Source organism: Streptosporangium nanhuense, assembly GCF_059358815.1.
Window position 1 is genome coordinate 250132 of sequence record NZ_JCADBG010000001.1, and the last position, 12465, is coordinate 262596.

Sequence of the window (12465 nt, forward strand, 5' to 3'; positions counted from 1 at the left end):
CTCTGGAGGGTTCGACATGGTAAGGGCTCCCCTCGCCCTCAGAAGCCTTGCTTTGGTAGCGATGTGCAGTCTAGGCCTTTCCGCCTGCGGTGGCATCGGTGACGAGCCGGCCGCCGAGAGCGGTGGCACCGGTCCGGTCAAGGTCGGCATCTCCCTGCCGCTGACCGGTGATTTCTCCGAACCGGGCAAGGGTGTGCGGGAGGGGTACGAGGTCTGGGCCGACCAGGTCAACGCGGCCGGCGGCCTTCTCGGCAGGAAGGTCGAGCTGATCTTCCGGGACGACGCCTCCGACCCCAACCGTGTCGTCTCCGACTACGAGTCGCTCATCACCCAGGACAAGGTCAACCTGGTGTTCGGCCCGTTCTCGACCCGCCTGGTGATCCCCGCCGCAGAGGTCGCCGAGTCCTACGACATGCTGTTCGTCGAGCCCGCGGGCGCCGCCAAGGAGGTCTTCGAGCAGGGGTTCAAGAACCTGTTCTACGCCGCCCCGGCCATCGCGAGCGACCACTACAACTACCTGGCCGAGTACATCCTGGCGCTCCCGGCCGACAAGCGGCCCAAGACCGCGGCGTACGCCTCCCTGGACGACCCGTTCGCCCAGGGCACCGCCTACGGCCTGCGCGACAAGCTCGTCGCGGGCGGGATCAAGACCGTGGCCGACGAGGTCTACCCGCCGGAGACCACCGACTTCGCCCCCATCGCCGCCCGGATCGCCAACGCCAAGCCGGACATCGTGGTCGGCGGCACCCAGTTCGAGGACTCCGTCGGCCTGGTCCGAGCCCTTCAGGAACTGGGCGCCCAGCCCAAGCTCGCGGCCTTCTCCACCGGTCCCACCCTGCAGGAGTTCCCCGAGGCGGTCGGCGGCGCGGTCGAGGGCATCCTGTCGCCCGTGGGCTGGTCGCTCACCTCCGGCTTCCCCGGCAACGACGCCTTCGTCAAGCGCTACAAGGAGATGTTCAAGGGCGAGGCCAACGAGGACGCGGCCAACGGCTACACCGTGGGCCAGATCGTGCAGGCCGCCGTCAAGGCTGTCGGCTGCGTCGACCCGACCGAGGCGTGCCAGACGAAGCTCGCGGACCACATCCGCGCGGGCACGTTCGACACGATCGTCGGCCCGCTCTCCTTCGACGACAAGGGCCGTCCCGAGGCCGCGCACATGATCCAGCAGTACGTGGACGGCAAGGTCCAGATCGTGCTGCCCGAGGGCTCCAAGGCGCAGAACACCAAGCTGGTCTTCCCCAAGAAGGACTGGTGACCTGATGCCCTCGGGCTCCCTCCTGCTGCAGGGACTCGCCCTGGGCGTGCTGACCGGCGGCCTGTACGCCCTGCTCTCCTCGGGCCTGTCGCTGTACTTCGGGGTCATGCGCGTGGTGATGGTCGCCCACCCGGCGTTCCTCATCGTCGCCGCCTACCTCACCTACACGCTCAACGCCCGCCTCGGGCTCGACCCGCTGCTCACCATCCCGATCACCGTCCCGCTGTTCTTCGCGGCGGGCGTGGCGATCCAGCGGCTGCTGATCTCCAGGCTCGCCTCCGACACGATGGCGATGATGTCGGTGCTGCTCACCTTCGGCATGGCCCTGATCATCGAGGGCGTGCTCGGCACCGTCTACACCGGTTCCTACCGGTCGATCAGCATGGAGTACGCCACCCAGTCGCTGTCGCTCGGCGCGGTCCGCCTGCCCTACGACCGCATCATCGCCTTCGGCGTCGCCGCGCTCACGCTCGGCCTGCTCTTCGTGGTGCTGCGGATGACCCGCTTCGGCCAGTCCCTGCGCGCGACCATCCAGCACCCGCAGGCCGCCCGGCTGGTGGGCATCAGGACCGACCGGGTCACCGGGTACGGCTTCGGGCTGGGCCTGGCCACCGCGGCGGTCGGCGGCGCCGTGCTCGCCCTGATCACGCCGTTCTTCCCGGCCGCGCACTGGGCCTGGATCGGCAAGCTGATGGCGATCATCGTCGTCGGCGGCCTGGGCAGCGTGCAGGGGGCTGCGGCCGCCGCGCTCATGCTCGGCGTCATCGAGAGCCTGGTGCTGGTCACCGTCGACGCCACCTGGGCCACGATGATGTTCTACGTCTTCCTCTTCCTGACCCTCGTCGTGCGTCCCCAGGGGTTCTTCGGAGGTCGCCTTGCGCAACGGTTCTAAGGCGGGCTCCCGGACGAAGGCCGGGTTGCTGGCGCTCGGGGCGCTCCTCACCCTGGCCTACCCGTGGCTGGCGCCCAACACCTACCTCCTCTACGCCGGCGTGCTCACCGTGATGTACGCGGTGATGGCCACCTCGTGGAACCTGCTCGGCGGGTTCACCGGGTACGTCTCCCTCGGCCACTCGGCGTTCTTCGGGCTCGGCGCGTACGGCACCGGCCTGCTGATCACCCGGGCCGAGTGGAACTGGGTCCTCGCGCTGCTGGCCTCGGCCGTCGTGGTCTCGCTGTTCGCCGTGCTGGTCGGCATCGCGGCGGTCCGGGTGCGCGGGGCCTCCTTCGTGATCGTCTCCATTGCCCTGGTCTCCATGATGAACCTGCTGGTCCAGGGCTGGCGGTCGCTGACCGGTGGCTCCACCGGCCTGCGGGTGCCCGCTCAGTTCCGCGAGCTCAACCGCGGCGAGACGCACCTGGTGTTCTTCTACATCTTCCTACTCCTGCTCGTCCTGGCCCTGCTGACCTGGTGGTTCGTCGACCGCTCCCGGTTCGGCAGCGGCCTGCGGGCCATCCGCGAGGACGAGGACAAGGCCGAGTCGCTCGGCGTGCCGACGGTCGCGTTCAAGGTCGCCGCCTACGGGCTGTCGGCGCTGTTCGTGGCCCTGGCCGGCGGCCTGTACGCCGTCTGGTTCCGCAGCCTCGACCCGATCTTCGTCTTCTCGATCCTGATCGGCTCCTACATGGTGCTGATGAGCCTGCTCGGCGGGGTCCGCTACCTGTTCGGCCCGCTGCTCGGCGCGCTCATCGTGGCCCCCGCCGGGGAGTACTTCCTGGTCGCGCTCGGCGAGTCGCAGATCCACCTGACCGCGACCGGCCTGCTGCTGGTGCTCGTGGTCCTGTTCATGCCCGAGGGGATCATCCCGGCCGCCGCGAGGCTGCTGCGGCTGAGAAAACCCCCGGAGGCCTCGATCCGCGAGGAGACCGCCGCGCAGCGGGCGGAGATGCAGGAGGCGGTCCGATGAGCACGTCACCGAACACGCCGCCGAGCACCTCACCGAACACGTCACCGGGCGCCTCACCGCGTACCTCACCGGGCACCTCGCTGCGCACCGAGGGCCTGACCAAGGCGTTCGGCGGCGTGACCGCGGTGAACGGCGCGACGGTCGAGCTGGTGCACGGCAAGATCAACGGATTGATCGGGCCGAACGGCTCCGGCAAGACGACCTTCTTCAACCTGGTCACCGGGATGATCCGGCCCGACTCCGGGCGGACCCTCTACGGGGACAGGGAGATCACCCGCTACTCGCCGCACCGCATCGCGCACGCCGGGCTGGGGCGCACCTTCCAGCTCTGCCGGGTCTTCCCCCGGATGACCGTGCTGGAGAACATGCTGGTGGCGGTGCGCCGTACCCGCCTGCGCGAGCTGCTGGCCGGCAGCCACGACAGGGGGGAGGTCGAGCGGGCCCGCCACTGGCTGCGCCGGGTCGGCATCGACCACCTGGAGCGGGCCGAGGCGCGCAACCTCTCGTACGGGCAGCAGAAGCTGCTGGAGCTCGCGGCCGTCTTCATGGGCGACCCCGAGCTGGTGCTGCTCGACGAGCCCGCCGGAGGGGTCAACCCGGCGCTGATCGAGCGGATCATCACCCTCGTCCGCGAGCTCAACCAGGAGGGACGGACGTTCCTCGTCGTCGAGCACAACATGGACATGGTCATGGGGATGTGCGACCACGTGATCGTCTTCGACCGCGGCGCCCCCATCGCCGCGGGCCCCCCGGCGGTCGTGCAGAACGACCCCCGAGTGCTGGAGGCCTACCTCGGTGTCTGACGTGTCTGGAATGCCTGCTGCGAAGGAGACCGTGCTCGAACTGCGCGACGTCGAGGCCGGGTACGGCAGGGCGGCGCTGGTGCTGCGCGGGCTGTCGGTCACGGTCCGCGAGGGCGAGGTGGTCTGCCTGGTCGGGCCGAACGGGGCGGGCAAGTCGACGGTGCTCAAGGTGGCCAGCGGGCTGCTCGCCCCGCGCTCGGGCTCGGTGCTGCTCGGCGGACGGGACGTCACCGGCGCCTCGCCCCAAGACCTCCTGGGCCGGGGGATGGCCCACGTGCTCCAGGGGCACAGCGTGTTCCGCGAGATGACGGTCGAGGAGAACGTGCGTCTGGGCGGCTACACCGTCCGGGACAAGGCTCGGCTCAAACGGCGCGTCGAGGAGGTCAAGGAGATCTTCCCGGTGGTCGGCGAGCGCTGGACGAGCATCGCGGGCCTGCTCTCCGGCGGCCAGCAGAAACAGGTGGAGTTCGCCCGCGCGCTCATGCTGGAGCCCGAGGTGATCCTGCTGGACGAGCCGTCGATGGGCCTGGACCCCAAGACGACCTCGACCGTCTTCGAGCAGATCGACCTGATGCGCCGGACCGGGGTCGCCGTCCTGCTGGTCGAGCAGAACGCCCGCCGCGCCCTGGAGATGGCCGACATCGGCTGCGTGCTGGACCTAGGCCGGGTGCACATCTCCGGACCGGCCGCGGAACTGGTCGAGGACCCCCGCCTGGGAGCCCTCTACCTCGGCGGCAGCGCCGCCAGGAAACCGGCCACCGGCCCGGCCGGGACACCGGGGGACGGGGAAGGGACGCCGCAGGGCCCGACCGGGACACCGGGGAGTGCGGAGGGTTCGCCGGGAACGCCGGAGGGTGCGAAAGGCCCGACCGGGACGCCGGAGGGTGCGAAAGGCCCGACCGGGACACCGGGGAGTGCGGAGGGCCCGCCTGGAACGCCGGGGGGCGCGGCAGGGGGGACGCCGGTCAAGGCCGACACCACCCCGGCATGACGTCGTCCTCCCCGCCGGTCCCGTCGTCCCCGGGCCGGTCCGGTCGCCGCTGGACCGGGGCGGCCGGGGCCTGGCTCGGGCTGGGCGCCGCGCCGGCGACCCTCACCATGGGGGCGGCGATGGCCGACCGCCACGGCGGCGCGGTGCCGATCGTCGCCGTCCTGCTCGGCGCCGCGCTCATGGCCGCGCTCCTGTACGGCCAGGGCATGCTGGGCCTGGGCTCGTCCCGCACCGAGGGCGGCACGCTGACGGACGTCGCGCCCACCTACCTCTCCCCGGCCGCCCGCACCGCGGTGGGCGTCCTGCTCACCCTGGCCATGATCGGCTGGAACGGCTTCAACGTGGGGCTGGGCGGCGCCTCGCTCGGCACTGTGACCTCCCTGCCGGGACCGGTGGGCGCGGTGCTGCTGGCCGCCGCAGTCCTGGCCGCCTCCTACGCCTCCGGCCGGGCAGGCAACCGGATCGCGGTCGTCACCACGCTGGCGGCGCTCGCGCTGGTGGCGGTGTGCGTGGTCAGGCTGAGCCCGCCCGTGCTGCCGGTCACCGCCGACGTCCGCGGCATCCTGCCGGACGTGTCGGTCCTGGTCGGGTACGTCGCCGTCTTCGCGCTGCGGGCACCGGACTTCAGCCACGGCCTCGCCGGGCGGCGGGACCTGCTGGTGTGCGTGGCGCTGCTGGTCGTCCCCGCGTCGCTGGCCACCCTGGCCGGGGCCGGGGTGTGGTTGCGCACCGGCTCGCCCGACGTGGTCGCGACGCTGGCGGGCACCGGTGACATCGCGGCGTTCGGCAACCTCTTCGTCACCGCGGCGGTCTTCGCCCCCAGCCTGACCACCACCTACTCCGGCGCCCTGGCCGTCAGGTCGGTCGTGCCGGGGCTGTCCAGGACCGCGGCCGTCCTCGCCGTCGCCGTCCCCGGCACGCTGCTGGCCGTCCTGCGGTTCGACCTCTATCTCCTGCCCTGGCTCTCGGCGCTGGCCGCCGCCCTGCCCCCGCTCGTCGTCCCGATGGCCGCCGAGGCCTGGCGCCGCCGCCGGGGCGGCACACCTCGCGTGATCCCCGCCTGGATGTGGGTCCCCGCCGGTGTCACGGCCACCGCCCTGGCCCTCCTCGGCGTCCCCGCCGCCCCCGTCATCGGCCTCGCCCTCGCCCTCACCGCCACCACGCTCAACGCCTTCAGGCGCGGGCCCTTGTCTCCTTCCTGACCCGGAGCGGGGCCCGGCCCGCCCGTCGAGCCCGGCGATGACATCCACACCGCCGGACTTGCCGCCGGTGCCGGGAGACATGCCCGCCTTCTGTACGGGCCGAGTGTCATCCCGGAGCCGGGGCGAGGAGAATCCGCGCGATCACCGGCACCGGTTCTCAGCTGTCAGGTTGGCCATCTCCTGCTTTTTTGCGATTTCTTGTAACAGGGATCCCCGGCGAATTTAACCGTCCACTTTCCTGCCTTTACATTTGTTGTGAAGAAAAAATTTCCTTTTTGGTCGGCGTTCATGTCTCCCCTATTGGCATCTTTTCCATTCAAATAAGCTTTGATCGCCCTATTTTGAGGGTGGTTGTCTTTCGTGTCGTCCGACCTTCTTATTGCGATCAGCCGGCCGGTGTGCTTGAGAACTTCACCGTCCCTGGTTATTGAGTAAGGTTCTATCTTGGTGCTTCTGACCTTGCACGTTCGCACGGACCTGCTCTTGGAGCCGCTCGCGCGATCCGAACTCGCGTACGCCGCGCGCCATTCGCCGGACCCCTCCGCCGTGGCGCGCACCGCGAACTCACCCCGGTCGCCCGTCAGCACGTCGGTGACATGCCGCCAGGCACACGAGTCCTCCTCGCGGAACTGGATCTGGACGGTCTGGCCGGGGAACGGCTCCCATCTCTCCGCTCTCTCCGGGTGTTCGGCGATCTCCAGGAGCCCGGTGACGGTCACCTGGCCGTCATCGTCCTCCTCAACCACCCGCGGCTGGACGTCGAATTCGGGGAAACGGCTCTCCGGTCGCACCCCCCGCTTCTCGACGTGGAACTCCTGGGTGACGGGCCCCTCCTCGGTCGTCACCTCGATCTTCCAGACGCCGAACGGGCCGTCCGGGCCGAGGAAATGCCGCGTCCCCCAGTTGCAGGGCGATGGCTGGCGGTTGAATTCGAGCCCCGCCACCGTGCCGTCCGGGCGCCGCAGCAGACCACTCACCGCCGTCTCTTCGGGAGCCGCGAGCTCGAAGGTGACCTCGACCCGGTCGTCGCCCACGATGACCGGGTCGGGATCGATGTTGACGTTCTCCTGCATCGGACCGTCCTTTCCTGTGGTGGTTCAGCAGATCTCCCGGTACGGCGCACCGGGGATGAGGGCCTCCCAGTCGTGCTGGGACAGGGTGCCGGCGGCCCTGGCGCAGACCGCGGCGACAAGGTGCCCGGGATCCAGCGGATGCTCCCGCAGGGTCCCGTCCTGGCCGAGGCTGTGCAGCGTGTCGCCGTCCGGGCTGAAGGCGAGAGCGAGGACGTGGCCCGCGTGCCGGGAGGACGGCCAGCCGAGAGGCGTCGGCCCGTCGAGGTCCCAGAGCCAGATCGCGCCGCTGCGGCCGGCGACGGCGAGGGTCCGGCCGTCCGGGCTGAACGCGGCCACGTTGATCTCTTCGAACTCTCCCCGCACCAGCGGCAGGCGTGCGATCCGCCGCAGGCCGGCCGCGTCCCACAGGTGCACGCCCTCCTCCGCGTACCCGGTGACGACGATCTTGCCGTCCGGGCTGAAGCCGAGCGCGCGGACCCCGTCGGGGGCGGCGCCGAACGGCTTGGACGTGATCTTTCTCGGTGAGATCCGCACGACGGCGCTGTCCAGCCCGTTGATCGCGACCGTGTCGCCGCCGGGGCGAAAGGCCATCGTCCAGCCCCCGACGTGGCCGAGATCGCCGGTCCGTCTTCCCCTCTCGGAGTCCCAGAGCTGAGCGTTCATCCTGCCGTCCTGAGGGCTGAGCGGGGAGATCAGCAGCGTGCGGCCGTCGTCGTGGAAGGCGAGCCCGTCGATCTCCTCGGCGCCTCTCACGGTCAGCGTCCGTTTCCGCCTCGCCGTGGCGACGTCCCACAGGGCCACCCGCGCCGGGTAGGACGTCGCCACGGCCAGCGTGCGGCCGTCGGCGCCGAACGCCAGGGCGACCGGTGGCGAGGCCGGGCCCCCCAGGGCCGCGACCCTGGTCCGGCTCTTCACGTCCCACAGTTCGATCCCGCGCCGTCGCACGGCCACCAGGCGTGCGTCCGGGGCGAACGCTCCCGCCTCCACCCCGGTGGCGAACGGTCCGGGACGGGTCAGATCGGCGATGTCCAGTACGGTCACCGCCCCGCTGGGCCCCAGATAGCCGAGCGTGCGATTCCCCGGGCCGAACTTCAAATCGCCTTCCACCGGGCCCGCCGGGTAACTCAGGATCTCCTCGTGATCCGGTGACCACAGGACGATGTCCTTCCCGTCGTAGGCGGCCAGGTAGCCGCCCTCGGGACTGAGGCTCAGCCGTTCCGTCCGGTCGCCGCCCATCCGTTTCCCGCGCCACCGCTCCGCGACCAGGTCCCAGATCCGGATGTCGCCGTCCTGGCTCACCGCGAGGGTCCCGCCGCCGGGCCCGAAGGCGACGAGGTCTCCCGGCCTGCGGAGGAACCGCCCGCGCTGCCTGTCCCACAGCTCGTAGTGCCCGTCGGTGAACGTCAGTGCCGCCAGGGCCTCGTCGGGCGAGAACTCGACGTCGAGCGGGTCCAGGGGCTCGTCCATGATCGGGACCAGGGCCGTGAGGTCCCATATCTGGCTCCGGCCGTCGAGGGTGAAGGCGAACAACAGGTTCCGGCCGGGACTGAAGCGAAGCCGGTGGGCCGGCCCGCCGAACGCGTCGAGACGCCTTCCCGTCCGTACGTCCCACAGCCGTATGTCCCGCTCCCCCGCGACGGCGAGCCGTTTCCCGTCCGGACTGAGGGCGATCGTCCGCACCCTGCCGGTCACGCCGCCGATGACCTTGACGACGCGGCGCGCGGTCACGTCCCAGAGGGTCGCCCGTCCCCGGTCCACGACGACCAGCGTCCCGCCGTCGCCGCTGAGGTCGTGCTGGGCGTTCCCGGTGGCCGACGGCTCCTGGAGCACGTTCCGCTCCCGCCGCGTCAGCGAGCTGTGGAGCGCCGCCCTCGCCTGCGCCGAGGGCGACAGCTCCCAGGCGGCGACGCTCAGCAGCATCGCCGTGACCGGGTCGGTGGTCCTGCGGGCCTCCGCCTGGTCGAGTGCCTGCCCGGCCGCCGCGACGTCGCGGCGCCGGGTGTTCTGGATCACCGCGATCCCCCCGGCGAGGAGCGCGACGGACAGCAGGCCGGCGATGGCTCCGACGACCCGGTTGCGCCGTCTGGCCTGGATCCGCGCCAGGGCCGCCGAAGCCTTGAGGAAGTCCCGTTCCAGCAGGTTGAGGGTGAGCAGGTGCCCGGTCTCCGCCCAGCGCGACGCTTTCTCCAGGGCGGTGCCCCGGTAGAGGTCGCCGGGCTTGCGGCCATTGGCCTCCCAGAGCTTGACGGCCTCGTCGAGCAGGCTGTGAACGCGCAACCCCTCCCGGTCGGTGTCGATCCACTCCCGCATGCGCGGCCAGGCGCGCAATAGGGCGGCACTGGCCAGGGCGATGGTCCGCCCGTCGTGAACGAGCAGTTCCTCCCGGGCGAATCCCGACAGCACCCGCTCCACCGTCGGCCGGGGGATGGTGCCGTCGAGGACGTCGCGGGTGTTCGCCTTCCTGAGCGCGCTGTCGGCGGTCTCGCCGGGCAGTACCAGGCGGAGGAGGATCCGGGGTACGACGGGCTGGTCGGCGGGAAGCAGGCGGCTGTAGACCCGCTCGGCCCGCTCCACCAGCGAGGGCTCGGACTGCCCCGGGGGCCGGTGGAAACCCCTGGACATGAGGCTGCCCTCCGCCAGCGGGTCTCCCGGCCCGCCCGGCCCGCCGACGAGGGCGAGCAGCACCGTCCGGGCGTCCGGGCGGTCCCGCGGGTCCTTCGCCATCGCGGCCACGACGAGAGCGCGGAGCGGTTCCTTCAGCACGGAGAAGTCCGGCTCGCCGCTCAGCACGCGGTGTGCGATCGCCGCCGGGTTGTCGCCGCGGAAGGGAGGGCGCCCTGTCGCGGCGAACAGCAGCACCGCGCCCCAGGCCCACATGTCCACGGCCGCCTCGCCGTTCTCACCGCTCAGGCGTTCCGGGGCCATGAACGCCGGGGTGCCGACGGGGCGTCCGGCGGTCGAGGCGGTCACGTCCTGGATGCGGGCGATGCCGAAATCGATCACTCGCAGGCCGTCCTGGCTCAGCAGGACGTTGTTCGGGGTCAGGTCCCGGTGCACCACGCCCGCCCGATGGATGACGGTCAGCGCCGTCGCGATCCCGGTCGCCAGGCGGTACAGCTGGTCGGGGCCGTATCCGCCCAGCAGCTTGACGGCTTCCCGCAGGCTGGGCCCCTCCACGTACTCGCTGACGATGTACGGCTGCGTCCCGTCGAGCTCCGCGGTGATCACCCTGGCCGTGCAGAACGCCGCCACCCTGCGCGCCGCGGCGAGCTCCTTGGCGAACCTCTCCCGCAGGGCGGACCGGCCACTGAAGTCGGCCCGGAGCACCTTGATCGCCACCCGACGGCCTGTGGGGTCGTAGGCCTCGTACACGACTCCCTGCCCGCCCGCGCCCAGTCGCCCGGCCAGCCAGTACTCACCGAGCTGCTGCGGATCCCCCGGGACGAGCGGCGTCGTCGGCATAGGGCTCCTCCAGCCGGTAGTTCGACGCCAATCCCCTGATAGTGAACTCCCCGCCCCGACCTGGGAACCGATTCGGTCGGGTGGTCCGCAAAGGTGGCGTTCCACGTTCCGTTGCGGTCAGGCGGTATTGAGCACCGGTGATGTGGTGAGAGCACTACAGGGGCGAGCGGTGCCGGAGGTCACGCGCGCGGGCGGCGGCCCTCGGGCAGGCGCGGCCGCAACCGCTCGATGTCGGCGGCCGGCTTCTCCCCGGGACGGGCGTCCCGGCCTCCGGACCCCGCTGCCGGACCGATCCGGAGCGGACGCGGGAGACGCGGCGGGCACTTACGTAGGGTCGCCGGGCTGTCACCATCCGGGATGTGACACCGTGGAAGGACATCTCGTGAACCGCACGCGCCGCCTTCACCACAGGGGACGCCGAGGCGAAGAGGAGCGATCATGTCGAAGCCGCCGCTTCCCGAGGAAGCAGTCGCCATGCTCAAGAAGCCGAACCACGCCGTCATCACCACGCTCCGGCCCGACGGCCAGCCGGTGTCCACGGCCACCTGGTATCTCTGGGACGACGGCCGGATCCTGGTCAACATGGACGAGGGCCGCAAGCGCCTGGAGCACCTGCGCGACGACCCCCGGGTCTCCCTCACCGTGCTCGACGAGAAGGACTGGTACACCCACGTCAGCATCGTCGGGCGTGTCGCCGAGATGCGCGAGGACAGGGACCTGACCGACATCGACCGGCTGGCCCGCCAGTATCTCGGGAAGGAGTATCCGGATCGGAACCGCAGCCGGGTCAGCGCCTGGATCGAGGTCGAGTGCTGGCACGGCTGGGGCGCGCACAAGGACAGCGACCAGCCCGGCTGACGCCCACGCCCGCCCGCCGGGCGGCCGGGTACCGGGGCGTCAGGTGGCGGTCGTCGCGACGTAGACGGTGTTGGCCGACTCGCCGCCCCGCAGGGGGTTGGGGAAGGTGACGACGTGCGCCCGCGAGGTCGCGAAGACCTCCGCGAGCACGGCGCCGAAGTCCGGGTCCGGCGGGTCGTCCGACCACAGGGCGAAGACGCCGCCCGGATGGAGGCGCCCGGCGAGCCCGCGCAGGCCCTCGGGGGTGTAGAGGGCGGCGTGGCTCGGGTGCAGCACGTGGCGCGGCGTGTGGTCGATGTCCACCAGGACGGCGTGGAAGCGCCGGTCCGGGATCTCGGGGTCGAGACCCGGGCCGGCGGCGACCATCGCGAAGAAGTCACCGTGCACCAGGCGGCAGCGGGGATCCGCCATCAGCCGGGCCCCGACCGGCAGCACCTCCCGCCGATGCCACTCGATCACCTCGCCGAGCGTGTCGATCACGACGAGCGAGCGCACGCGGGAGTCCTCCAGCACAGCCTGGGCGGTGTATCCGAGCCCGAGCCCGCCCACGGCGACGTCGAGGTCCGTGCCCGGCAGCGCCGCCAGCCCGAGCCGGGCGAGCTCGATCTCGGCCACCGTGAACAGGCTCGACATGAGGAAGTCGTCGTCGAGCTTGATCTCGTAGACGTCGACGCCGAGCGAGGGCTCGCGCCTGCGCCGCAGGCTGATGGCGCCGATCGGCGTCGGACGCCAGTCGATCTCCTCGAAACGCGCGCTCATCGCAGCCGTCCGTCCATTGCGAGGGAGGCGGCCGGGCCGGTGCCCGGGTCGGCCCCGGTGATGCCTGACCCGAATCTATCCTGGCGGCGGGACACCTCCCGCGGGTGACGCGTGCCGTCACGGGCCTTCTCGCGAGGAGGGCCTGTTTTCGAGGG

10 protein-coding genes are annotated in these 12465 nt (G+C 71.3%); 7 read left to right on the plus strand and 3 right to left on the minus strand.

The genetic code is table 11. The annotated features are described in order from the left end of the window. Window positions 1-61: 61 nt before the first annotated feature. Genes AC5L38_RS01020 through AC5L38_RS01045 form a run of 6 tightly spaced genes read left to right on the plus strand, consistent with a single transcriptional unit; the run spans window position 62 to window position 6158 of the window. Entirely contained in the window at window positions 62-1255 is a 1194-nt protein-coding gene (locus AC5L38_RS01020; RefSeq protein ID WP_495240809.1) for an amino acid ABC transporter substrate-binding protein, read from the plus strand. Between the two features lie 4 nt (window positions 1256-1259). Next, window positions 1260-2147, plus strand: coding sequence for a branched-chain amino acid ABC transporter permease (locus tag AC5L38_RS01025; protein ID WP_495240810.1), 888 nt, complete (start codon window positions 1260-1262; stop codon window positions 2145-2147). Continuing rightward, complete coding sequence (locus tag AC5L38_RS01030; RefSeq protein ID WP_495240811.1) at window positions 2131-3162, plus strand: branched-chain amino acid ABC transporter permease; 1032 nt, start codon at window positions 2131-2133, stop codon at window positions 3160-3162. The genes AC5L38_RS01025 and AC5L38_RS01030 overlap by 17 nt, the downstream gene beginning before the upstream one ends. Then, complete coding sequence (locus AC5L38_RS01035; protein WP_495240812.1) at window positions 3159-3965, plus strand: ABC transporter ATP-binding protein; 807 nt, start codon at window positions 3159-3161, stop codon at window positions 3963-3965. Before AC5L38_RS01030 ends, AC5L38_RS01035 begins: the two co-directional genes overlap by 4 nt. 10 nt (window positions 3966-3975) lie before the next feature. Continuing rightward, the gene (locus AC5L38_RS01040; protein WP_495240813.1) at window positions 3976-4956 is read left to right on the plus strand and encodes an ABC transporter ATP-binding protein; all 981 of its coding nucleotides are present in this window, start codon (window positions 3976-3978) and stop codon (window positions 4954-4956) included. Then, window positions 4953-6158: a purine-cytosine permease family protein gene (locus AC5L38_RS01045; RefSeq protein ID WP_495240814.1), complete on the plus strand. Its 1206-nt coding sequence runs from the start codon at window positions 4953-4955 to the stop codon at window positions 6156-6158. The genes AC5L38_RS01040 and AC5L38_RS01045 overlap by 4 nt, the downstream gene beginning before the upstream one ends. A 164-nt stretch (window positions 6159-6322) precedes the next feature. Here AC5L38_RS01045 and AC5L38_RS01050 read toward each other — a convergent pair whose 3' ends face one another. Both AC5L38_RS01050 and AC5L38_RS01055 read right to left on the minus strand, forming a co-directional pair. After that, on the minus strand, window positions 6323-7231 hold the full coding sequence (locus AC5L38_RS01050; protein WP_495240815.1) for a hypothetical protein: 909 nt from the start codon (window positions 7229-7231) through the stop codon (window positions 6323-6325). Between the two features lie 24 nt (window positions 7232-7255). After that, window positions 7256-10693 carry a serine/threonine-protein kinase gene (locus AC5L38_RS01055; RefSeq protein WP_495240816.1) on the minus strand — a complete coding sequence of 1146 codons (3438 nt, stop codon included), beginning with the start codon at window positions 10691-10693 and terminating at the stop codon, window positions 7256-7258. 438 nt (window positions 10694-11131) lie between these two features. Here AC5L38_RS01055 and AC5L38_RS01060 point away from each other — a divergent pair, with 438 nt between their 5' ends. Then, window positions 11132-11551, plus strand: coding sequence for a PPOX class F420-dependent oxidoreductase (locus AC5L38_RS01060; RefSeq protein ID WP_495240817.1), 420 nt, complete (start codon window positions 11132-11134; stop codon window positions 11549-11551). Window positions 11552-11590: 39 nt separating this feature from the next. Here the strand turns inward: AC5L38_RS01060 and AC5L38_RS01065 are convergent, their stop codons facing one another. Continuing rightward, window positions 11591-12310 carry a polyamine aminopropyltransferase gene (locus tag AC5L38_RS01065; protein WP_495240818.1) on the minus strand — a complete coding sequence of 240 codons (720 nt, stop codon included), beginning with the start codon at window positions 12308-12310 and terminating at the stop codon, window positions 11591-11593. Window positions 12311-12465 lie beyond the last annotated feature (155 nt).

Coding starts and splice junctions, on each gene's coding strand:
- AC5L38_RS01020 (WP_495240809.1), top strand. CDS start 62: ATGTGCAGTCTAGGCCTTTCCGCCTGCGGTGGCATCGGTGACGAGCCG.
- AC5L38_RS01025 (WP_495240810.1), top strand. CDS start 1,260: ATGCCCTCGGGCTCCCTCCTGCTGCAGGGACTCGCCCTGGGCGTGCTG.
- AC5L38_RS01035 (WP_495240812.1), top strand. CDS start 3,159: ATGAGCACGTCACCGAACACGCCGCCGAGCACCTCACCGAACACGTCA.
- AC5L38_RS01040 (WP_495240813.1), top strand. CDS start 3,976: ATGCCTGCTGCGAAGGAGACCGTGCTCGAACTGCGCGACGTCGAGGCC.
- AC5L38_RS01045 (WP_495240814.1), top strand. CDS start 4,953: ATGACGTCGTCCTCCCCGCCGGTCCCGTCGTCCCCGGGCCGGTCCGGT.
- AC5L38_RS01050 (WP_495240815.1), bottom strand. CDS start 7,231: ATGCAGGAGAACGTCAACATCGATCCCGACCCGGTCATCGTGGGCGAC.
- AC5L38_RS01055 (WP_495240816.1), bottom strand. CDS start 10,693: ATGCCGACGACGCCGCTCGTCCCGGGGGATCCGCAGCAGCTCGGTGAG.
- AC5L38_RS01060 (WP_495240817.1), top strand. CDS start 11,132: ATGTCGAAGCCGCCGCTTCCCGAGGAAGCAGTCGCCATGCTCAAGAAG.
- AC5L38_RS01065 (WP_495240818.1), bottom strand. CDS start 12,310: ATGAGCGCGCGTTTCGAGGAGATCGACTGGCGTCCGACGCCGATCGGC.